The organism is Bacteroides sp. OF03-11BH (genome assembly GCF_003604005.1).
In the GTDB taxonomy this organism is placed as follows: Bacteria; Bacteroidota; Bacteroidia; order Bacteroidales; family Bacteroidaceae; genus Bacteroides; species Bacteroides ovatus.
Genome location: NZ_QTMW01000008.1, coordinates 159,956 through 183,403, shown reverse-complemented (window position 1 = coordinate 183,403; position 23,448 = coordinate 159,956). Strand labels below are relative to the sequence as shown.

Here is a 23,448-nt window from a genome sequence, read left to right as displayed (position 1 = left end):
AGAATAAAACAATCTGCGATAATCCGTGATAATCTGCGTTTAGCAAAAAAAGCAACAAGTATGAAGAAAATAATAGTATTTTTTCTAGGCCTTACATTCTGTGCAACTTTTCTTTTTGCGCAGGATATTGAAAGAAATGTAAAAGAGCGGCTGACGGATTACTTCAACCAATATACCGCAACAGCCAAAATCAGCACTCCTAAACTGAATAGCTTCGATATTAATTACGACCGTAAGACGATTGCAATCTATGCATCGGAGAGTTTCGCCTACCAGCCTTTCCGTCCGGAAACTGTAGAAAACATTTATAATCAAGTTAAAGAATTGCTTCCGGGACCTGTTCATTATTACCAGCTCACCATTTATGCGGATGGGAAACCTATTGAAGATTTGGTACCTAATTTCTACCGGAACAAGAAAAAGGATAAGGAACGGCTATCTTTGAATGTAGATTATAAAGGGGCTCCCTGGGTGAAAAACATTTCACGCCCCAATGAAATTTCACGTGGACTGCAAGACCGCCACATTGCAATCTGGCAAAGCCACGGCAACTATTTCAAAAATGATAAAAACGAATGGGGATGGCAACGTCCCCGATTATTCTGCACCACAGAAGATATGTTCACTCAATCTTTTGTCCTTCCTTATGTAATTCCAATGCTGGAAAATGCAGGAGCGATTGTCTATACTCCCCGCGAACGGGATACACAAAAGAATGAAATCATCGTAGATAATGATACTCCCAACGCTTCTCTTTATTTGGAAGTGGGTGGTAAAAAGACTAATTGGACAAATGCTCCGGTAAGAGGGTTTGCTCAAAAGAAAACAATCTATAAAGATGGAGAAAATCCTTTCACTGACGGGACCTGTCGTTTTATTCCAACAGAGAGAAAGAAAAAGAAGAATAAAGACCAGGTATTTGCCGAATGGGTGCCTACTCTACCGGCAACAGGCAAGTATGCAGTTTATGTTTCCTACCAGACATTGCCCAACAGTGTAAGCGACGCCAAATATCTGGTATTCCACAACGGAGGAGTAACCGAATTTAAAGTTAATCAGAAAATAGGTGGAGGCACATGGGTTTACCTCGGAACTTTTGAATTCGATAAAGGGAACAACGACTACGGCATGGTGGTACTTAGCAACGAGAGCAGCGAACATGGGGTTGTATGCGCCGATGCAGTACGTTTTGGAGGGGGAATGGGAAACATTGCCCGTGGAGGAAGAATCAGTGGGCTACCGCGTTACTTGGAAGGAGCACGCTACTCTGCTCAATGGGCGGGAATGCCATACGAAGTATATGCCGGACGAAAAGGTGAAAACGACTATACAGACGATATCAACACACGCTCTAACGTTATCAATTATTTATCGGGTAGTTCCGTCTATAACCCACAACAGTCGGGTCTGGGCGTACCTTTGGAAATGACGATGGCATTGCACAGTGACGCCGGATGTAGCAAAACAGACGAACTGATTGGATCACTCGGCATTTACACCACCGATTTCAATAATGGCAAACTGAATGCAGGAACAGACCGGTATGCCTCACGTGATCTGGCAGACATTCTGCTGACACAAATTCAGAAAGATATTTATTCAAGCTACAGCTTGCCTTGGATACGCCGCAGCATGTGGAACCGGAATTATAGTGAAACACGTCTTCCGGCTACGCCTTCTACGATTATTGAATTACTCTCTCACCAGAACTTCGCAGATATGCAGTTAGGACATGATCCGAACTTTAAATTTACAGTGGGACGTGCCATTTACAAAGGTATTTTGCAGTTCATAACCAGCCAGCATGATAAAGAATACATAGTTCAGCCTCTACCTGTGAGCAATTTCGCCATTCAATTCGGAAAGAAAAAGAATACATTAGAACTTTCATGGAAAGGCGAAGACGATCCGCAAGAACCGACTGCACGACCACGGGAATACATTATATATACCCGCATCGGTTATGGAGGTTTTGACAATGGCACTTTAGTCAGCAAAACGTCCCACACCGTTAAGATAGAACCGGGACTTGTTTATTCATTCAAAGTAACTGCTGTAAACCGGGGTGGAGAAAGTTTTCCTTCTGAAATCCTCTCCGCTTATAAAGCCAAACGTGAACAGGAAAAAGTATTAATCATTAATGGCTTTGACAGAATCAGCGGTCCGGCGGTCGTTAACACTTCTGATAAAGCTGGATTCGATCTAATGCAAGATCCCGGCGTTCCGTATATATCGAATATTTCATTTTGCGGAGCACAAACCGGCTTCGACCGTACACAAGCCGGTAAAGAAGGAAAAGGCAGCCTGGGACATAGCGGAAACGAATTAGAAGGAATGAAAATTGCAGGAAACACGTTCGACTATCCTTTTATTCACGGAAAAGCAATTCAGGCAGCCGGAAAATATAGTTTCGTATCATGCAGCGACGAAGCAGTAGAGAACGGATTGGTTACATTAGAAGATTATCCGGTGGTAAATTATATTTTGGGACTGGAAAAAGAAGATCCTGCAAGTAAAGCATATTACAAGACATTCTCTTCGGCTATGCAACGGATTATGACCAGTTATTGCCAAGCGGGAGGTAACCTGTTTGTCAGTGGTGCTTATGTAGGAAGTGATATGAGTGGAACACAAGGAAACCGGGAGTTTACGGAGAAAATACTGAAATATGGTTATCAAGGTAGCCTGACGGATAAGAGTTCGAATCAGATTAAAGGATTGGGCCGTACTATTACAATCCCACGTCTGCCTAATGAAAGCAGTTATGCTGTACCTGCTGCCGATTGTATTGTTCCCGTAGATACTGCTTTCCCCGTATTTACGTATGCACCCGGCAATCAGAGTGCAGGTATTGCCTACAAAGGAAACTACCGTACTTTTGTATTGGGCTTTCCTTTTGAAAGTATCCAGTCCGAAGCAGACCGGGCAACCATTATGGCAGGCATTCTGGGATTCTTTACTCAAAAATAAAAAATATCCTTTTTTTTAATCCGTTTCTCATTTTAAATTCTATCTTTGCTACTATAATAACCTTTAAAACTAAAAAACAATGTATACTATACAAGCAAATCCCAGCGGTACACGCAGCATAGAAGTATCTAATGAAAACTTGAGAACGATTGAAAAATATGCTCTGTTCCGTCATCTTATCGACAGTACCGGTATTGTAGATGAAGCAGTTCTGGATAAGTTGAAACTTAATATCCGCTCCCTTATCGCCAGTCAGGAGGAAGACAGTAAAGACTTGCTGGACCTTTGTATTGACGTGATTTATCACAATAATATGAAGGCATTCGGCTTGCAACAGCTCATCAAGCTTTATCTTACCTGGCTCTCCAGTCCGGAAGTGGAAGAAGAGGAGGAATAATGATTACGGTAGATACCTGCGGAATAACAGCATACAGTCCGCTGATTCCTGCAATAAAAGCGATGTGCACTGCCTCTCCGGGTGAAACGATAGAGATTATCATGAACCATGCTGATGCGTTTCAGGATCTAAAGGAATATCTGTCCGAGCAAGGTATCGGCTTCCGTGAAATCTATGACGGAGAACAAATGACATTACAGTTCACAATCAACGGGAAGTTTTAAGAAAACACTCCAATGATTGGAAGAAAACATCCTGATGATTGAAGTTAAACATCTCAATGAATAAAAAAATCATTGGGATGTTTTTTATTATCCGTATCTTTGCAGCATGAAAGAATATCGATTGACCGACTGGTTACCCACTACCAAAAAAGAAGTTGAACTTCGCGGATGGAATGAATTGGATGTCGTTCTATTCAGTGCTGATGCTTATGTGGATCATCCTTCTTTTGGTGCTGCCGTTATCGGACGCATTCTCGAAGCGGAAGGTTTGAAAATAGCCATCGTTCCCCAACCTAACTGGCGTGACGACCTGCGCGACTTCAAGAAGTTGGGACGTCCACGGCTATTCTTCGGTATCTCCGGCGGATGCATGGACTCAATGGTTAATAAATATACCGCCAACAAACGCCTACGCAGTGAAGATGCTTATACTCCGGACGGCCGACCGGATATGCGCCCGGACTATCCTTCTACAGTTTACAGCCAGATACTAAAGAAACTTTTTCCGGATGTTCCGGTAGTCATTGGAGGAATCGAAGCTAGTTTAAGGCGATTGAGTCATTACGATTATTGGCAGGACAAAGTACAAAAGAGTATTTTGTGCGACAGCGGAGCAGATCTGCTCATCTACGGAATGGGAGAAAAGCCTCTTGCAGACCTGGTGAAAAATATGAAAAGCCTGCTCACCACTGAAGAACCTGTACTGACAAGTAGCAAATTTAGAACAATTATCGGATCTGTGCCCCAGACAGCCTATCTTTGTCGTGCAACAGAATGGACATCTGCCGAAGATGACCTTCAACTTTATTCACACGAAGAATGTTTGGCAGATAAAAAGAAACAGGCTAGTAACTTCCGACATATCGAAGAAGAATCCAACAAATATTCGGCTTCACGAATCACACAAGCAGTAGGGAATAAGATAGTCGTAGTCAATCCTCCCTATCCTCCGATGAGCCAGAAAGACCTCGATCATTCGTTTGATTTACCATATACCCGTCTGCCTCACCCCAAATATAAAGGAAAACGGATTCCGGCATACGATATGATTAAATTTTCCATCAACATTCATCGGGGATGTTTTGGTGGTTGTGCATTCTGTACCATTTCCGCCCATCAGGGAAAGTTTATTGTCAGTCGAAGCAAAGAGTCTATACTGAAAGAGGTAAAAGAGGTTATTCAATTACCCGATTTCAAAGGATATTTAAGTGATTTGGGCGGTCCTTCCGCTAATATGTATCAGATGAAAGGGAAAGATGAAGCTATTTGCAAGAAGTGCAAACGACCGTCATGTATTCACCCGAAAGTTTGCCCGAATCTAAATACAGATCATCGTCCCCTACTGGATATTTACCGTGCAGTAGATGCCTTGTCCGGAATCAAAAAATCGTTTATCGGTAGCGGTGTACGCTATGACCTGTTACTTCATCAAAGCAAAGATGAAACTACCAACCGTAGCACTGCCGAATATACCCGTGAATTGATAGTCAATCATGTGAGTGGCCGGTTAAAAGTGGCTCCGGAGCATACCAGTGACCGGGTATTATCTATAATGCGCAAACCTTCTTTTGAGCAATTTGAAACATTCAAAAAGATATTCGACCGCATTAACCGGGAAGAAAATCTGCGTCAACAACTGATTCCGTATTTTATCTCTTCGCATCCCGGATGCAATGAAGAAGACATGGCGGAACTTGCCGTTATCACCAAACGTCTGGACTTCCACCTGGAACAAGTGCAGGACTTCACTCCTACTCCGATGACAGTGGCTACCGAAGCCTGGTATAGCGGATTCCATCCATACACGCTAGAACCGATATTCAGTGCCAAAACCCAACGGGAGAAACTTGCACAACGCCAATTCTTTTTCTGGTACAAACCGGAAGAACGAAAAAACATCATCAATGAGTTGAGACGTATCGGACGTTCAGATTTGATAGACAAGTTATACGGAAAAAGAAAGGACATGGAAAGAGGGAAAGGAAAAAGATAGAATGAAATAAATTATAAATCAAGCATAAGGCATGATTATGAATCAATTATAACTTGTGATCTTATTGGCTACTTTTAAGTTAGCGCTCTCCAATTGATATGTATTTGATTACCTAGTAAGTTTTCGTTTGACAATAGTCAAACGATAGTTCAACAACTGTCAAACGAAAACTCATTAGTCAATCGAAAAAATAATATAGGTAAGAGAAAGAAATAAAAGCTACATAGTAATGAGTTGTTGCCAATGATAGCATCTTCAACTCATTTATGCTTCCTTTACCGGCAAAGCCACAATCTCCTGCAACACACTGACCGCCGTTTCCACATTAGTAACATCCTTAATCAGCATACTCCGTCTGCCGTTCTGTTCACGCAAATCACAACGACGAGTATATTTCATCATATAGTCTATCACTTTACCAAAAGCCTTACTTTGATAGAACGGACTATCCGGATTGGAAACAAAAAACAAGGTCATCCGCCCACCTTTCAGGAAGATTTTCTCTGCACCCAAACGGGCTGCAAGACGGCGTAGAGGCACAATACGGAGTAGTTCTTCCGTTTCCCGGGGAACCGGTCCGAAGCGGTCTTCCAGACGAGCACGGAAAGCTTCCACATCTTTGTCCAATGTCAGTCCATCCAGTTCGCGATAGAGCAACATACGTTCGCTGCTGCCTGTTACGTAGTTGGCAGGCAACAATAGTTCGAGGTCGCTTTCTACCTGACACTCGTCTACAAACTCTTCTCCACTAATTTGTCCTTCGCCCTTGATTTCATCCGCATACAGTTCTGCAAACTCGTCTGTCTTTAACTCATGGACAGCTTCAGTAAGAATTTTCTGATATGTCTCATATCCCAAATCGGCAACAAATCCGCTTTGTTCGGCTCCAAGCAGATTTCCGGCTCCACGAATATCCAAATCCTGCATGGCGATATGAATGCCACTTCCCAAATCACTAAAGTTTTCAATTGCTTGAAGACGTCGCCTTCCTTCGGCTGTCAAACTACCTAACGGAGGAGCCAGCAGATAACAAAAAGCTTTTTTATTACTACGTCCTACCCGTCCACGCATCTGATGGAGATCACTCAATCCAAAGTTTTGCGCCTGATTGATAATGATAGTGTTGGCATTCGGAATATCAATACCACTTTCGATGATTGTAGTTGCCAAGAGTACATCATAGTCGTAGTTGACAAAATCCAGAATAATCTTCTCCAGCTCTGTCGGTTCCATCTGTCCATGTCCAATCGCTACACGGCAATCCGGGATATGACGTTCGATCATCGCTTTCAATTCCGGCAAGTTCGCAATCCGGTTATTGACAAAGAAGACTTGACCGTTGCGGCTCATCTCAAAATTGATGGCATCCGTTATCACTTCTTCATTAAAAGTATGCACTTCGGTCTGAATCGGATAGCGGTTGGGTGGCGGAGTAGAAATCACACTCAAGTCGCGTGCACCCATCAATGAAAATTGAAGGGTACGGGGAATTGGAGTAGCAGTCATAGTCAGTGTATCCACATTCACTTTCAACTGGCGCAGCTTTTCTTTGACAGAGACACCGAATTTCTGTTCTTCGTCCACAATCAACAATCCCAAGTCTTTAAACTGGACATCTTTTCCCAAGATACGGTGGGTACCTATCAGAATACCGACATCTCCATCTTTCAATCCCTTCAATACAGCTTTGGTCTGTGCGGCAGTACGTGCGCGGCTTAAATATTCCACCCGACACGGCAAGCCTTTCAGACGTTCACGGAAAGTCTGAAAATGCTGGTAAGCAAGTACTGTTGTCGGAACCAGAACGGCTACTTGTTTATTATCGGCAACAGCTTTGAAAGCCGCACGAATCGCAACTTCTGTTTTTCCAAATCCTACATCGCCACAGACTAGACGGTCCATCGGGCGGTCACTTTCCATATCTGCCTTGACATCAATCGTCGCCTTACTCTGATCCGGTGTATCTTCATAAATAAAGGATGCTTCCAGCTCACGCTGCAAGAAACTATCGGGACTGTAAGAGAAACCTTTTTCCTGACGACGCTGCGAATACAATTTTATCAAATCGCGGGCAATGTCCTTGATTTTACTCTTCGTACGTTCTTTCAGTTTCTCCCATGCACCTGTACCTAATTTGTTAAGCCGGGGAGCCTCTCCTTCTTTACCTTTATATTTGGAAACCTTATGCAGGGAATGAATAGAGACGAACACCACATCTTCATTTTGAAACACCAGTTTCAAAACCTCTTGCGTAGTGTCACCATTCGGAATACGTACCAAGCCGGAAAAACGTCCGATACCATGATCCGTATGCACCACATAGTCTCCCGGAGTGAACTGATTCAGTTCTTTCAAGGATAGTGCCACTTTTCCCGAACGGGCTTTATCACTTTTCAGATTATATTTATGAAAACGATCAAACAACTGATGGTCTGTGAAGATACAGAGCCGCAGTGTGTTATCTACAAAACCTTCGTGAATGGTACGTTCTACGGGAGTAAAATTAATCTTATCACCCCGATCTTCAAAAATAGCTTTGATACGATCTGTTTGCTTCATGCTGTCACTGCAGATATAAAGCGAATAGCCTTTTTCCAGATAATCCTTAAAAGAAGAAGCTACCAGATCGAAATTCTTATGAAAGATAGGCTGGGCAGATGTATTGAAAGTAACGCTGGCATTGGGCGTTCCGGTCGGTTTATTACCAAATTCCAACCGGCGGAAATCGAGTGCCCGTACAGTAAACTCGCTGCCGTCTATCAATTTCCCTTCCAATGTAATGCCACCATTCTCTTCGGCCTCCTGAACGGCTATTGCCTGTGGAGTCAGCGCCTCATCGTGTACCACCTGGATTCGCTCGCGCAACCAAAGAAAATCGCGCATCGCCAAGGTAGTCTCTTTCGGGATAAAATCCAGAAAAGAAGTCGTTACATCTCCTGTCACCGCCAAATCGGGAACGATAGACACTCCATCTTTCTTCTCACGGGATAATTGAGACTCCACTTCAAAGGTACGAACACTTTCCACTTCATCACCAAAGAAATCGATGCGATAAGGATATTCCGAAGCAAAAGAGAAAACGTCGATAATACTACCGCGAACAGCATATTGTCCCGGCTCATATACGTAGTCTACATATTCAAAACCATAACTATGCAACACATCGGTGATGAAAGTGGTATCCACTTTCTCTCCTACATTCAGCTTCAGCGTTTTATTACTCAATTCCTTGCGCGACACCACTTTCTCCGCCAATGCATCCGGGTACGTAACGATACATAATCCCTCTTCCCCCTTTTGCAAGCGGCTAAGTACTTCTGTACGCAAAATCTCATTGGCCGCATCTTTTTGTCCATACTTGATGGAGCGACGGAATGAAGATGGAAAGAACAATACTCTTTCCGTACCCAATATCTGCGTCAAGTCGTGATAGAAATATCCGGCTTCTTCAAAATCACCTAAAATAAATACAAACGGGCAACCACCCTCTTGCACCAGTACAGAAGAAAAAAGAGAAGCGGCGGATGCACACAGTCCTCCGCAAAAAACAGTCTGAACGGAAGTGTCCTTCAACAAGCGCTTCATTACTGCCATATTGGGATGGGCAGCATATTGTTGTTGCAACTCAGTTATTGTCATACCTATAAAATTTCCCCGCAAAATTACAAAAAAGATTGGGAGTATACACCCAAAGAACAGAAGTATTATAATAAGGTATCTGCCGGACATTACTTAGATGTGGGGCGAGTACTGTTAAGCCGTGGGCTAAACGTCCGTGAGCCGTGGGATGAGCACTGCTAAGACGTGGGCTTACCCCAAGCGAGGTGCGGGCTTAGTTCCGACAACATGCCGTCTTATTCCGAATGGGGTATGAAACACGTTAAATTTTCCTTAGTTCAGCTATAACTAAAGGAAAAAGAACTACTTTTGTTTCTAAATTTTATAGTATCTATATGCAGACATCGGATAGCATTGTAATTATCCCCACCTATAATGAACGGGAGAACATAGAAAATATCATCCGTGCCGTTTTCGGCCTTCCCCAAGTATTCCATATTCTGGTCATAGAAGACGGCTCTCCGGACGGAACGGCAGCCATCGTAAGAAAACTGCAACAAGAATTTCCCGAACAGCTTTTTATGATAGAACGTAAAGGAAAACTGGGACTGGGTACTGCCTACATTACCGGATTTAAATGGGCACTGGAACACGCATACGAGTATATTTTTGAAATGGATGCAGACTTCAGTCATAATCCGAATGATTTACCCCGTTTGTATCAGGCTTGTTCGGAACAAGGAGGAGATGTATCCATCGGTTCCCGTTATGTCAGCGGAGTGAATGTAGTGAATTGGCCGATGGGACGGGTATTGATGTCATACTTTGCCTCTAAATATGTGCGGTTTATCACCGGAATACCTGTACATGACACCACTGCCGGATTTGTTTGCTACCGCCGCCAGGTGTTGGAAACAATCGATTTAGATCATATTCGCTTCAAAGGATATGCCTTTCAGATTGAAATGAAATTCACTGCTTATAAGTGTGGTTTCAAAATTATCGAGGTTCCCGTTATCTTTATTAATCGTGAATTAGGGACTTCTAAAATGAATAGCAGCATCTTTGGAGAAGCCATATTTGGTGTGATAAAATTAAAAGTAAATAGTTGGTTCCATAAATTCCCACAAAAGAAATGAAACGTACACTGATTCAAAACGCCGTTGTTATCAACGAAGGAAGAAAAGTTCTGGGTTCAGTAGTAATCGAGAATGAAAAGATAGCCGAAATATTGGTTGGTGAAGAAAACGCAACTGCCCCCTGCGACGAGATAATAGACGCAACCGGGTGTTATCTTTTGCCGGGTGCCATCGACGAACATGTGCATTTCCGCGATCCCGGACTGACTCATAAGGCAGATATCACCACAGAAAGTCGTGCTGCGGCAGCAGGAGGTGTCACCTCTATCATGGATATGCCCAATACCAATCCGCAAACTACCACATTGGAGGCTTTGGAGGAAAAATTTGTTCTGTTGGGTGAAAAGTCAGCAGTCAACTATTCCTGCTATTTCGGAGCAACGAATAATAACTATACCCAGTTTGCACAACTGGATAAACACCGGGTTTGTGGAGTGAAGTTATTTATGGGTTCAAGCACCGGCAATATGCTGGTAGACCGGATGGCCAGTCTGCGTAATATATTCGGTGGAACCGATCTGCTCATCGCTGCTCATTGCGAAGATCAGGGAATTATCAAAGAAAACACGGATAAATATAAGAAAGAATACGGAGACGACGTACCTTTGGCTCTTCATCCGCTCCTTCGTTCGGAAGAAGCTTGCTATCGTTCATCCGAACTGGCAGTGCAGTTGGCACGTGAGACAAACGCCCGCCTGCACATCATGCATATTTCCACAGCTAAAGAGTTGAGCCTGTTTTCTAACGTACCTTTGGTACAAAAAAAGATCACGGCAGAAGCCTGTGTTTCTCATCTGCTCTTTACGGAAGAGGACTATCAGACACTGGGTACCCGCATCAAATGCAACCCTGCCATTAAGACAGCGCAAGACCGGAAAGCTTTGCGAGAGGCTGTCAATAGCGGTTTGATTGATGCTATTGCCACAGATCATGCCCCACATTTACTTAGCGAAAAAGAAGGCGGTGCCTTAAAAGCAATGTCCGGAATGCCGATGATTCAGTTCTCACTCGTCAGCATGTTGGAGTTGACAGAAAAAGGAGTGTTTACTATCGAAAAAGTAGTAGAAAAGATGGCTCATGCTCCTGCGCAGATGTATGAGATACAAAACAGAGGATTCATTCGCAAAGGCTATCAGGCTGACCTGGTATTAGTCCGTCCCGGAAGCGAATGGACTGTAACAACCGATTGTATTCTAAGCAAATGTAAATGGAGCCCATTAGAGGGACACACATTCGACTGGAAAGTAGAGAAAACATTTGTAAACGGACATCTGTTATATAACAACGGAGAAATAGACGAGACTTATCGCGGACAGGAATTAAGATTCAGATAAACAGCAGCTCGCCTTCAACAAGCCTATGAGTACCATTTTGTCTTATAAAATACATACAGTCACTCCCTACATCAACTGGATTTACTTTTTCCACGCATGGGGGTTCCAGCCACGTTTTGCAGCCATCGCCAACATTCACGGATGTGATGCCTGCCGTGCTTCGTGGCTGACAACTTTCCCGGAAGAAGAACGTAATAAAGCTTCCGAAGCAATGCAGCTATTCAAAGAGGCCAACCGGATGCTCGATCTGCTTGACCGGGATTATGAAGTAAAGACCATCTTCAAGCTTTGCAAGGCAAACTCTGACGGGGATAACCTGATTATTGAGAAAGAAAAAGACCGGTTCATCACTTTTCCTTTACTGCGCCAGCAAACACCGAAAAGAGACGGTAGTCCTTTTCTTTGTCTAAGTGACTTTATCCGCCCGATCTCTTCCGGCATCCCGGATACCATCGGTGCTTTTGCCTCTTCCATTGATGCGGACATGGAAGGATTGTACGAACAGGACCCTTATAAACACCTGCTTGTCCAAACCCTCTCCGACCGACTGGCAGAAGCAGCAACAGAAAAGATGCATGAATATGTGCGCAAAGAAGCGTGGGGATATGCCAAAGACGAGAATTTAGGCATAGCGGACTTACTGGTCGAAAAGTATCAGGGCATTCGTCCTGCTGTCGGCTACCCGTCTTTACCGGATCAATCTGTCAACTTCCTGCTGGATGAACTGTTGGACATGAAGCAGATAGGCATTTCGCTGACCGAAAACGGAGCTATGTACCCGCACGCTTCTGTTTGCGGGCTTATGTTCTCACACCCGGCTTCCGAATACTTCTCCGTCGGAAAGATTGGAGAAGACCAATTGGAAGATTATGCCCGCCGTCGGGGAAAAAGTATCGAAGAAATGTGTAAGTTTCTGGCAGCTAATCTCCAATAGTCCTTATTCCCCTGTGATTTTTCTCCTTTTCTCACGACTAACTAACCAGAAAAGTAATCATAGATTCCATGAGAGAACAAACAGCAGAGGTTAGCGCCCCTATTGAACAAGAGTTTTTGTCGGTGATCCGCGAATATGAACGGGTGATCTACAAGGTATGCTATCTGTATGCCAATCCCAATGCTCCTCTCAATGATCTGTATCAGGATGTGGTATTGAACCTTTGGAAAGCCTATCCCAAATTCAGAAAAGAATGTAAGGTTTCCACCTGGATTTACCGTATTGCCCTCAACACCTGTATCAGCTTCTATCGTAAAGAAAAGAATGTGCCGGAAATAGTCAGCCTCACCAGAGATACCGACTGGGCCATAGAAGCACACGACCCGATCAACGAAATGCTGAAACAGCTCTATCAGATGATTAACCAACTGGGACAACTCGACAAATCAATTATCCTGCTTTATCTCGAAGACAAAAGTTACGAGGAAATAGCAGAAATCACCGGACTGACGGTTACCAATGTAGCGACCAAACTAAGTCGCATCAAAGACAAACTTAAAAGAATGAAAAAGGAGGAATAAGATATATGGAACTGGAAGAACTGAAAAAATCTTGGAATGCCCTGGATGAACACTTGAAAGACAAAGAGTTCATCAAAGAAGAAGAGCTTGAAAAGCTGATAAGGCATGCGGACAAAGGTATCCATGCCATTGCCAGACTGAACATCAAGCTTATTCTGATTTCTCTGCCGATACTGATCTTATTTTTAGCGGAGGTACTGTTGCACAACAGATTGAACCCGATCTATATCATTATCATTTTCGCATGGATTCCTGCCCTTTGCTGGGATATCGTCACCACCCGTTTCCTCCAACGGACACAAATAGACGAGATGCCTTTGGTAGAAGTAATCAGCCGCGTAAACCGTATCCATCGATGGACCATCAGGGAACGATTGATTGCTATTGCCTTTCTCCTAGTCCTGGCTATACTTTCATTTATCTACTGGCAAGTGTGGCAATATGGAATGGGCATGATCGCTTTCTTCATCCTGTTATGGGGCGGAGGACTGGGATTGATCTTATGGATTTACCGCAAGAAGTTCTTAAATCGTATCCACGAAATCAAAAAGAATTTAAGCGAACTGAACGAATTAATGTAAAAGAATCCAACCTGAATAATTCATACTAAGTAGTAAGGAGTGTGCTTACCCCACCACGGTAAGCACACTTTTTCCATTCACTTTCTTATGTACCTGCACCTGAACAGAAATCCGTTCACTCATCTCCTGCACATGAGAGATTACTCCTATTTTCCGCCCCTGCATCTGTAATTGTTCCAATGCTTCCATCGCTGTACGCAAACTTTCCGCATCCAAAGAGCCGAAACCTTCATCAATAAAAAGAGATTCAACTTTCAGATTATTACTTGACAAGGAAGACAAACCTAAAGCCAGTGCCAAAGAAATCAGGAACGATTCACCTCCTGAAAGAGAGTACACGGTCCGTATTTCATCACACATATCGCAATCTATTACCTGAAGTGCCAACGTATCGGGTACCTGTTGCAGCTTATAGCGTTTAGAGAGATAGGATAAATGTTGATTGGCATGAAGCAGCAACAAATTCAAAGTATAACTTTGAGCAATCACTTTAAATTTCGCTCCATCCGCACTGCCAATCAGTTTATTCAATTTTGCCCAACGTTCGGCAACAGTTTGTTTCTCTGCCAGTTCCTTCGCAATCTGTTCCACAGTCAGTTTATTCTTTGCTTGTTGTAGCAGGCGGGCTTCCATAGTAGAAAGGGCACGTTCTATATTCAGGTTTTCTTCCTGTTGCTTCTTTATTATTTCGGGAAGCAGTTCGGGAGACTCTATCTTTTTATACTGTTCCTGCAACTCTCCTATAGCTAGTGCAATTTGCTTCATCTCTCCTTGCAAACCGGAAAGCCGGTTGTGTACCGCCTCTACTTCTTTACGTGCTTTCTCCAAAGCGAGATTCAGTTCTTTCTCTCTTTTTGCTACGGCAGCTTCCGCTTCATCCGCACTTTTTCCTTTCAATAGCTGCGAACGTTCCTGACGAAGCACATTCAGCGCTTTCTCTATCACTTCAAATCTCTTTAGTTCGGCCGAAGCAGCATTCTGTAAGATTACCAGCTGTTCTTTGGCAGACGATACTTTCTGCATAGCCAAACGACAGAGAGAAACATTCTCACGGAGGGCTTCACAATGTGCACGCATCTTTTTAATTTCTTCATCGCTGCGCTGCCATTCTGCATAAAGATTGCGATATTCCAAAATACGTATTGCCAGTTCCGCCAAACGGTGTTGTATTTGCTCTTCGTTTCCGGCTTCAATCCCTGCTTTATATAATGCTGCCAACTGTTCCGCGATCTGTCCGTCCACCGTTTTTTGATGCGCCAAATCACGTTGCAGAGCAATGCTCCGGTTATTCATCTGCTGATAGTTGGTTGATGCTACATTATACTCCTGCTCTATACTCCGGAAAAGAGTATCTACCACCTCCTGTTCCTGATGATAAGGATGCGCTGTGCTACCGCAAACCGGACAAGCCTCCCCTTCCTGTAATTGCCGGCGCAATGCTTTCACGTCTTTTCCCACTGCCATACGTGCATTTTCGTAAAGACGTTGAGTAACTTTCAATGCGGTTTCTTGCTCCGTCAATTGTTTCAGACAATTGGCCACTTCTTTCTCCAGTCTTTCTATTTCCGTCTTTGCTTTCGTCTGCGTTTCCGTTAATTGCCGGATATTCTGCTGACGAGTCAACTCTTTTTGCAACTTCACCTGTTCTTCGGCCAATAACGGATATCCGAAAGAATTTAAGCGCAACAAACGTTCCTCATTCGTACTGGTAGCGGCAACCAGTTTACTTTCTTCTTGCCGTAGAATCTCTTCCACCTGTTCAAGTTGCAGTGCTTCTTCTATCCCTACATGGCTTAATAAGCGGTTCAGAGAAGAATAAGACACCTGTAATTGTTCCGCAGCCACTCGCATTTTTTGTTCCTGCTCCGCCACCTGCCTGTTAGCCGCTTGTAAAATCTGCTGCGACTGTATATAGCTGCTTTGTTGAGACTGTATCTGTACATCCAATTGACGTGCTTTCTTCAAGTCCGGCTGTATGGCCTCCCATTGTGCCTTAAAATGCACCAATCCTTCCTCTTGGGAAGCCAATGCACCCTGCAGAACTTTCTCCCTAGCCTGTTCCTCCTGTTCTTCCTGCTGCTTTTTCTTACAAAGTTCTTCCTGTATTTTTAATGAACGAACCACATTCAGTTGTTCATTCTGTTCTGCCAGCAGTTTAATCCCTGCCGCACGCTTTTCAGTCGATAGTTCTTTCTCTTTTTGCAGAGCAAGCAGCTCTTCTTCCGGCATCAATTCGATCACATTCATCCGATTCTGAATCAAGGTCACCTCTTCTTGTGCCGCCTTATTCCGGGCATAGACCTCTTGAGAAATCCGGGAATACACACCGGTTCCTGTCAACTTCTCCAGTAATTCTGCTTTTGCCGCCCCTTTTGATTTCAGAAATGTAGCAAAATCATTTTGTGCCAATAATACTGTACGGGTGAACTGTTCATACGTCAGGCCAACCAACTCCACCAACTGAATCAACAACTCTTTCTTGGTACCTTGAAATTCTTTCTCCGTATCCAGTTCTTTCACTTCCAGCGTTTGTGGCTGCAAAGAACCGTTTATCTTGTTTCTTGTCCGCCTCACCGACCAACGAGAACGGTAACGCCGTCCGTCAATACCTAAAAAATCGACTTCCGCATAACCGTCACTTGTCCCCCGGCGCAGCAAATTTCTAACATCAGACTGATTAATCTGATTGTCTCCCACATCTGCCAGGTTCACATTTTCCACTGAAGTAGCAAAGCGGGGAGCCTTATCATACAATGCCAGGCATAAGGCATCTAATAAAGTAGACTTACCTGCACCGGTAGGTCCTGAAATGGCAAAGATACCTGCAGAATGTAATGGTTCTGCCATAAAATCCACTTCTACCGTTCCTTCTATCGAGGTCAGATTCTTCAATCGTATAGCTAGTATTTTCATTCTTCTTCCTCCTCTTCTTTACGGGTAGCAGCCAAATAGGCCTCTTCAAACAAACCTGTCAGTTCTACAGGCATTTCCACCTGATAAATCTTCTCAAAGGCAGACTGTGCAATCTGCAAGGGAGACATTTCCTGCAACCCCCTCTTCCAGTTTTCATTTTCTTTCGTCGTATTTCCAGTTTCAGTGCGATAGGTAGAAACAATACGCGCCAACCGATAGTTTTTATCTGCCAGTGCATCTTCAATCTCCTGCCGAAGCATGGGTTCCGGTTCCTCCAACAATACCTTTACTTCCAGATATGGGGCTACGGCTTCTGTCTCGGGTAGTTCCTTCAAGGCTTCCAAGATGGCTTCCGGTGAAACAGGTTCTCCGTTCGGGACACTCAACAAAGGTATTAATTTCGGGCATTCCAACCGTTCAATGTCCACCGCACAGCCTCCGTCGAAAGTCACCATCACGACTCCATGATGATAATGTTTCTCGGCAAAAGACATCGGAATGGGACTTCCGGCATACCGCACATTCTCTCTTCCGGACACTCGCTGCGCTTTATGTATATGTCCCAATGCCGTATAAGCTATCTGTTCGGAAAAGGTTTCCGGAGATACGCACTCCAGCCCACCAATCACGGTACGCTCGCTATAATCCTTCTCTGCAATTTCCGATCCTGTAGCCTGCAAATGACCGATGGCAAGAATCGCCTGATTCTCCGTCCTTCGCTTCCATAGCCTTTGCAAAAGTTGTGCATAAAGTTCGCGAACTCCCTCCGCATACGGATTGCCTTCCGTTTGCACGGCCGGATAATCTCCCTGACGCAGAAAAGGAACTGCCATGCAAAGCAATTCCACTTCCCCTTTCCGGTTCTTCAGTTCCACAGTCAAATGGTCATAATCGATTTCTCCGCCTTCGAGCTTGCGAACTACCCCTCTGACTTCCGTCCGCATAGCTTGCAACAGAGGCAAAGGAGCCTCCAGGCGTGCTGCCGAATCATGATTGCCGGCAACAATGACAATCTGCAAATACGGATTCTCTGCTGTCACCCGATAAATAAACTGATAATACATGCTTTGGGATGCTGCGGAAGGGTTGGAAACATCAAAAACATCTCCGGCTATAATCAATGCATCAATCTCTTTCTGACGAATTTCTTCTGCCAGCCAATTCAGGAATACTCCATGTTCTTCCGTGCGATCATAACCAAAAAAGGTTTGTCCCAGATGCCAGTCGGCAGTATGTAATATACGTATCATAATTTTGTAACTATCTCTAATAACAAGAGGCAAAAATAACACAATCAAAAAGATTATATCACATCTGCCTCTCTTTTTTACCAATAATCATGTATATTTGCAGGATAAAAATCCAACCCTATGAAGATACTGTATTATATTTATCAGATTTGCATCGCTTTGCCTATTTTATTAGTGTTGACCATCCTCACGGCAATCGTCACTATTGTAGGTTCTCTCTTGGGAGGAGCCCACATCTGGGGATATTATCCGGGGAAGATTTGGTCACAATTAATTTGTCTGTTTCTATTGATTCCCGTGAAGATTGAGGGACGTGAAAAGTTGCATGACAAGACTTCCTATATTTTCGTACCTAACCATCAGGGTTCATTTGATATTTTCCTTATTTACGGCTTCATCGGAAGAAACTTTAAGTGGATGATGAAAAAAAGCCTGCGCAAACTGCCGTTTGTAGGAAAAGCCTGTGAAAGTGCAGGACATATCTTTGTAGACAGATCTGGTCCTAAAAAAGTATTGGAAACAATCCGGCAGGCAAAAGACTCATTGAAAGACGGGGTTTCTCTCGTAGTCTTTCCTGAAGGAGCGCGTACATTTACAGGACACATGGGATACTTTAAGAAAGGCGCTTTCCAGTTGGCTGATGATTTACAGTTGGCGGTTGTACCCGTCACCATTGACGGCTCATTCGAGATTCTGCCACGCACAGGCAAATGGATACACCGTCATCGCATGATTCTGACTATTCACGAGCCTATTCCTCCCAAAGGGAAAGGAATGGAAAATATCAAGGCAACCATGGCAGAGGCCTACGCTGCGGTTGAAAGCGCCCTGCCGGAACAATACAAGGGAATGGTGAAAAACGAAGATCAAGACCGATAGTCAGTACATAATCTTATATAAATATGGGGATGCTCACGCACCCCCATATTCCTAACCAGTTTTATGCATCAAACTATTAAATTAAGAAATTCAGATATTTAGATGTTTTGCAAGGTTATGGTTTGGTTTGACATCATTTGTAATTCTTGAAAAGTCAAATTAAAACTTTTATAAATTTCCTTTTCTAAATTCTCTAATGAGAAAGATTCATTTCTGACACCATTAATCTTCCCTCTAAACCGATTGTTATAATGCTTGCGGAATGTATCCGGAGTAACCAGACCTCCCAAGCCATAATCACCCACTACAATCACCGGCTTTCGGCGCAATACCCCTTCGTAAGCGGTAATCCCCGCACCAATAATCAAGTCGGCTTCTTCAATCAGTTTACCGATCTCACTCTCGGAGGATATATAATCCACCTGATACTCTGAATATTTACTTAATAGAATTCCTATCCGTAACCTGGTGCGAGAATTTGCTATTCCGACAACAATGCTGGCTTTTTGTTCTATTAACTGCAATTCGTCACCTCTCAAAGAAGAGGCGGCAGATAATTCATTAGGATTTTTCATATAGCTATTTGGTTTTTGTTGTGTCAAAAGTACAGCATGCATCCGAAAACACAAAAAAAGTCACCCGGACAAAATCAGTGCGCCTGATTTTTCGTAAACACTTACATTTCAATCAAATACAGATTAGCGTTCTATTAATGACCCGGACAATTCATTTTTTATTTATCAAAAATCCCTTAAAAACACATTCAAATCTTCTTGTGGAGAAATGCCTAATCGACCTTTCAGCCTTCCTTTTGCTTTGGTAACAGAATCGGAAGAGGTCTGAAAAATACGCGCCAGTTCTTCATTGGTCAGTCCAAATTTAAGAAAGCAACAGATCTCAAGATCATGTTTAGTTAATAAAGGAGTTTTGTCAAGCAACCGGGTAACGTAATTAGAATAGAGTAAATCAAACAGGCTAAACAATTTATAGCGTTCTCCATTAGACAATTTACCTCTTAATGTTCCCTCTTTGATAGCAAGCAGCAGACGAAAAGCGGATATGTACTGTTCAGAAGAGGGTCCGACAGTTAATTCTCCTCCCAGTTCTTTCAACAGTCCCGATAAGGTTTTGTTCTGCATACTTAGAAGTACAATCTTTCCATTCAACTCGCCTACCTTCATTCGATTTTCTTCCAGTATGCGGTTCTCTTCCAGTACTTGATCTTTCAACTCCTGGATTTCTTCCATCTCCTGCTGGTATCGCTTTATCTCCTCTTCATTATCTCTAATCTGGGATTCGATTTCGGCAATCTTCTTCCTGTGATTTTTACTTTTGTAGTAGTAATAACACATATAGAAGGCCACAATCAGGAAAATAACCGTACCGCAAAATATAAAAACTGTACGGTCCACTTTCAGTTGTAGATTATCATTCCGGAGTTTCTCGTTCTCGTACTGCTTTTGCAGTTCTGTTATCAACTCCTGCGAATCGACTTCATCCAATACATTCACGATAGAGTCCGCTTTTTCATGGTAGATAATCGCTTCTTCAAAATTATCAATATCTTTTTCAAGAAAGTATAAATTGTTATATGCGTCAATACGGGTATATTCTTTAGAAGAATTGATACTCATCTTAAAATATTTCCGGGCATTCTCTGCATCGCCCATCTGTATATACAAATAGCCGAGAGACATACACTCCACGTATTTCCTTTCTTCATCCGTTTCTTTTTCATAAGCAGCAAGAAAATAGCGTTCTGACTTTTTCAGTTCTCCCATGGAACGGTACAGTATCCCCAACTCATGTAAAATGGAAACTTCAGACGGATATTGCTTTTCCCTGGCTAGTTCTAAAGCGTAAGTATAATAGAAATAGCAGCTATCCCATTTATTCTGAAACAAATAAGCCCGGCCTATATTTTGCCCGGCTCTGACAAGACTCAAAGAATCTTTCAACTCTTCATAGATCGTATATGACTCCCGAAAATTCTTCAACGACTCCTGATACAATTTCTTTTTCCGGTTAATCATCCCTATCTCATCAGTAGCCATTGCAAACATCTTACAACATTGAATATTCCCGAACATTTCCTTTTGCCGAAGATAAAAACGTCAAAGCCTCTTCATCTTTGCCCAATTCACGCAGCACTCTTCCATAATAATACTGCGCTTTAGCACGCGTAACAGAGTCACCACGCTCTACAGTATAGTAATTCAGCGCCAGTGCAATCAATGAGTCAGAAGTAAACTTCACATAGTTCTGATCCATCGCCTGCGTCAATAAAAGTGCATAATCCGCCTGCAACTTTCCACGCAATTTTTCAGTATGAGGTATTGACTTTAATAGATACAGAGCTGTATCCGGAAGAGATTCCATGCACATTTCAATCCTCTGGAATGCCGCATCAGGGGCCTCCGAATCTCTATGACAAGAAACTGATAAGACTAAAATAAAAAAGAAAGCGGCGTATACCGAAACAGTAGTCGTTTTCACTTTACTTGAGTTTTGTGCAAAAATACACAAAAAACTCAAGTATTACTTATTTGTTGAAGCATTTTGTTCCAATCGTTGATGTTCTTCTATCAACTTCATGTTTTCTCTTGCTTTAGACAGGAACTCTCTAACCAGCTTATTGTCTTTAAAAGAATAAGGAGCATCCTTGATTATATCATCAATCTGCGGAGTCATAATGGGATAGGGCAAAGAGCTGCAGAGCATCATAAACACACTGGGTCCCAGCACATTTTCGTAATTATCGGAGATGAACGTTTTCACATACTGATTCATCGCTTTCATCAGTGAGTCTCCTTCCACCACCAACTGACCGTGAATCTCATCCAGATCGCCTCCATCCAGTACCATACGGGTTTCCTTCTGCTCCAGTTCACCAATGCTTTCTTCCAATTGGTTTCTTTTGCTGATAAACTCGTACAGTGCATTATTTAAAGATGTTCCGACTGCCTTGAGGTCCGTATTGCTAATGGTAACAGTTATCTTCCCACTTTCCAACACAATCGGCATAATGCTTTCTTCATCCATATAAAGTGTCACCATCTGTACGGAATCTATTTTCCCTTTCATTGAGAACAGACCATGCACTACTTCAGCTGAATCCAGCTTCACCCACTCTCCATCACGAAGGGACTTAAGATACAACATCTTTCCATCCAGACTATTCACTGAAGAGGTTCCTTCAATCTTGTACTTACTGGTGCAGGAAGCCAAAAACGGAAGCAAAAGCAAAAAAGGCAAAATTTTATTCACGTTCATCTATTCATTAAATTCTGGGTACAAAGGTACAACTGATTCAGAATTCAAAGAAACATTTTATCAATATTTAAATCTTGTAAGACTCTTTTCTTTAATAATCCTTATAAACATAGGTATAAGGCTATTTTTTTCATTTAGTTTATCTAATTTTGCGGTCATGAAAACATCAACATTTGCCCCTTTTGCCAAACCGCTTTATGTAATGGTAAAGCCTGTAGGTGCCGTATGTAATCTAGCATGCGATTATTGCTACTATTTGGAAAAGGCCAACCTATACAAAGACAATCTGAAACACGTAATGAGCGATGAACTTCTGGAAAAGTTTATCGACGAGTACATTAACTCACAAACCATGCCGCAGGTGCTTTTCACCTGGCACGGAGGAGAAACGCTGATGCGACCGCTCTCCTTCTATAAAAAGGCGATGGAACTACAAAAAAAGTATGCCCGCGGACGAACGATCGACAACTGCATCCAAACCAACGGAACCATGCTCACCGACGAATGGTGCGAGTTCTTCCGTGAAAATAATTGGCTGGTAGGAGTCTCTATCGATGGTCCCCAGGAGTTTCATGACGAGTATCGCAAAAATAAAATGGGAAAACCCTCTTTTGTGAAAGTGATGCAAGGCATCAATCTTTTGAAAAAACATGGGGTGGAATGGAATGCGATGGCAGTTATTAATGACTTCAATGCCGACTATCCACTAGACTTTTATCGTTTCTTCAAAGAAATCGGTTGTCAGTATATCCAGTTCGCTCCTATCGTTGAACGTATTCTCTCACATGAGGACGGTCGTCACCTCGCTTCTCTTGCAGAAAATAAAGCCGGAACTCTTGCCGATTTTTCGATCACTCCGGAGCAATGGGGCAACTTCCTTTGTGCTCTTTTCGACGAATGGGTGAAAGAAGATGTAGGCAAGTACTATGTACAAATATTCGATTCGACTCTGGCGAACTGGATGGGCGAACAGCCTGGTATATGCACAATGGCAAAGACCTGCGGTCATGCCGGTGTGATGGAATTCAACGGAGATGTTTATTCGTGCGACCATTTTGTATTTCCCGAATATAAATTAGGTAACATTTATAGTAAAACTCTGGTGGAAATGATGCATAGCGAGCGTCAGCACAATTTCGGGAACATGAAATATCAGTCTCTCCCTACTCAATGCAAGGAATGTGAGTTCCTGTTTGCCTGCAACGGAGAATGCCCGAAAAATCGTTTCAGCCAAACGGCAGAAGGCGAACCGGGATTGAATTACTTATGCAAAGGCTATTACCAGTTCTTTAAGCATGTAGCTCCTTATATGGACTTTATGAAAAACGAACTGATGAATCAACGTCCGCCTGCTAATATCATGGAAGCACTGAAGAACGGAGATTTGAAAATTGAATACTAACCAATCATATATTTTAATTT

Annotated in this window: 17 protein-coding genes and 1 pseudogene; 10 read left to right on the top strand and 8 right to left on the bottom strand. The window is 43.0% G+C overall.

What is annotated here, in order from left to right:
- Positions 1–60 precede the first annotated feature (60 nt).
- The 4 genes from DXA54_RS08530 to DXA54_RS08515 all read left to right on the top strand — a co-directional run bounded on the left by DXA54_RS08530 (position 61) and on the right by DXA54_RS08515 (position 5,584).
- Complete coding sequence (locus DXA54_RS08530; protein WP_120079240.1) at positions 61–2,970, top strand: xanthan lyase; 2,910 nt, start codon at positions 61–63, stop codon at positions 2,968–2,970.
- 79 nt (positions 2,971–3,049) lie between these two features.
- Positions 3,050–3,367 (top strand): hypothetical protein, encoded by a 318-nt coding sequence (locus DXA54_RS08525; RefSeq protein ID WP_120079218.1) that lies wholly within the window; start codon positions 3,050–3,052, stop codon positions 3,365–3,367.
- The gene (locus tag DXA54_RS08520) at positions 3,367–3,591 is read left to right on the top strand and encodes a sulfurtransferase TusA family protein (protein ID WP_004306023.1); all 225 of its coding nucleotides are present in this window, start codon (positions 3,367–3,369) and stop codon (positions 3,589–3,591) included. The genes DXA54_RS08525 and DXA54_RS08520 overlap by 1 nt, the downstream gene beginning before the upstream one ends.
- A 106-nt stretch (positions 3,592–3,697) precedes the next feature.
- A complete protein-coding gene (locus DXA54_RS08515; protein WP_004312022.1) occupies positions 3,698–5,584 on the top strand; it encodes a YgiQ family radical SAM protein in 1,887 nt (628 codons plus the stop codon).
- A 264-nt stretch (positions 5,585–5,848) separates the two neighbouring features.
- Here the strand turns inward: DXA54_RS08515 and mfd are convergent, their stop codons facing one another.
- Complete coding sequence (mfd, locus tag DXA54_RS08510; RefSeq protein ID WP_120079216.1) at positions 5,849–9,223, bottom strand: transcription-repair coupling factor; 3,375 nt, start codon at positions 9,221–9,223, stop codon at positions 5,849–5,851.
- Between the two features lie 314 nt (positions 9,224–9,537).
- On the opposite strand from mfd, the gene DXA54_RS08500 reads away from it, so the two are divergent.
- The 4 genes from DXA54_RS08500 (at position 9,538) to DXA54_RS08485 (ending at position 13,130) form a co-directional block, all read left to right on the top strand.
- Positions 9,538–10,281, top strand: coding sequence for a polyprenol monophosphomannose synthase (locus tag DXA54_RS08500; RefSeq protein ID WP_004306020.1), 744 nt, complete (start codon positions 9,538–9,540; stop codon positions 10,279–10,281).
- Entirely contained in the window at positions 10,278–11,615 is a 1,338-nt protein-coding gene (locus DXA54_RS08495) for a dihydroorotase (protein WP_120079212.1), read from the top strand. Before DXA54_RS08500 ends, DXA54_RS08495 begins: the two co-directional genes overlap by 4 nt.
- 25 nt (positions 11,616–11,640) lie before the next feature.
- A complete protein-coding gene (locus tag DXA54_RS08490; RefSeq protein WP_004297356.1) occupies positions 11,641–12,549 on the top strand; it encodes a vitamin B12 dependent-methionine synthase activation domain-containing protein in 909 nt (302 codons plus the stop codon).
- A 68-nt stretch (positions 12,550–12,617) separates the two neighbouring features.
- A complete protein-coding gene (locus DXA54_RS08485) occupies positions 12,618–13,130 on the top strand; it encodes an RNA polymerase sigma factor (protein WP_004297355.1) in 513 nt (170 codons plus the stop codon).
- Positions 13,131–13,202: 72 nt separating this feature from the next.
- On the opposite strand, the pseudogene DXA54_RS28790 reads toward DXA54_RS08485, so the two are convergent.
- From DXA54_RS28790 to DXA54_RS08470, 3 genes and pseudogenes are all read right to left on the bottom strand, one after another.
- A pseudogene (locus tag DXA54_RS28790) lies at positions 13,203–13,247 on the bottom strand (hypothetical protein); the annotation flags it as partial.
- A gap of 509 nt (positions 13,248–13,756) precedes the next feature.
- Positions 13,757–16,624 carry an AAA family ATPase gene (locus DXA54_RS08475; RefSeq protein WP_008648314.1) on the bottom strand — a complete coding sequence of 956 codons (2,868 nt, stop codon included), beginning with the start codon at positions 16,622–16,624 and terminating at the stop codon, positions 13,757–13,759.
- The gene (locus DXA54_RS08470; RefSeq protein ID WP_032843736.1) at positions 16,621–17,874 is read right to left on the bottom strand and encodes an exonuclease SbcCD subunit D; all 1,254 of its coding nucleotides are present in this window, start codon (positions 17,872–17,874) and stop codon (positions 16,621–16,623) included. Before DXA54_RS08470 ends, DXA54_RS08475 begins: the two co-directional genes overlap by 4 nt.
- Positions 17,875–17,994: 120 nt before the next feature.
- On the opposite strand from DXA54_RS08470, the gene DXA54_RS08465 reads away from it, so the two are divergent.
- Entirely contained in the window at positions 17,995–18,753 is a 759-nt protein-coding gene (locus DXA54_RS08465) for a lysophospholipid acyltransferase family protein (protein WP_004297350.1), read from the top strand.
- A 98-nt stretch (positions 18,754–18,851) separates the two neighbouring features.
- On the opposite strand, the gene DXA54_RS08460 is transcribed toward DXA54_RS08465, so the two are convergent.
- From DXA54_RS08460 to DXA54_RS08445, 4 genes are all read right to left on the bottom strand, one after another.
- Positions 18,852–19,328: a hypothetical protein gene (locus DXA54_RS08460; protein ID WP_004306016.1), complete on the bottom strand. Its 477-nt coding sequence runs from the start codon at positions 19,326–19,328 to the stop codon at positions 18,852–18,854.
- Positions 19,329–19,493: 165 nt separating this feature from the next.
- Positions 19,494–20,843: a hypothetical protein gene (locus tag DXA54_RS08455; protein WP_120079210.1), complete on the bottom strand. Its 1,350-nt coding sequence runs from the start codon at positions 20,841–20,843 to the stop codon at positions 19,494–19,496.
- Positions 20,818–21,249 carry a hypothetical protein gene (locus DXA54_RS08450; RefSeq protein ID WP_004297346.1) on the bottom strand — a complete coding sequence of 144 codons (432 nt, stop codon included), beginning with the start codon at positions 21,247–21,249 and terminating at the stop codon, positions 20,818–20,820. The genes DXA54_RS08455 and DXA54_RS08450 overlap by 26 nt, the downstream gene beginning before the upstream one ends.
- A 42-nt stretch (positions 21,250–21,291) precedes the next feature.
- Complete coding sequence (locus DXA54_RS08445; protein ID WP_004306014.1) at positions 21,292–22,026, bottom strand: DUF4369 domain-containing protein; 735 nt, start codon at positions 22,024–22,026, stop codon at positions 21,292–21,294.
- 157 nt (positions 22,027–22,183) lie between these two features.
- Here DXA54_RS08445 and DXA54_RS08440 point away from each other — a divergent pair, with 157 nt between their 5' ends.
- Positions 22,184–23,428, top strand: coding sequence for an anaerobic sulfatase-maturation protein (locus tag DXA54_RS08440; RefSeq protein ID WP_004297342.1), 1,245 nt, complete (start codon positions 22,184–22,186; stop codon positions 23,426–23,428).
- The last annotated feature ends 20 nt before the right edge of the window (positions 23,429–23,448 follow it).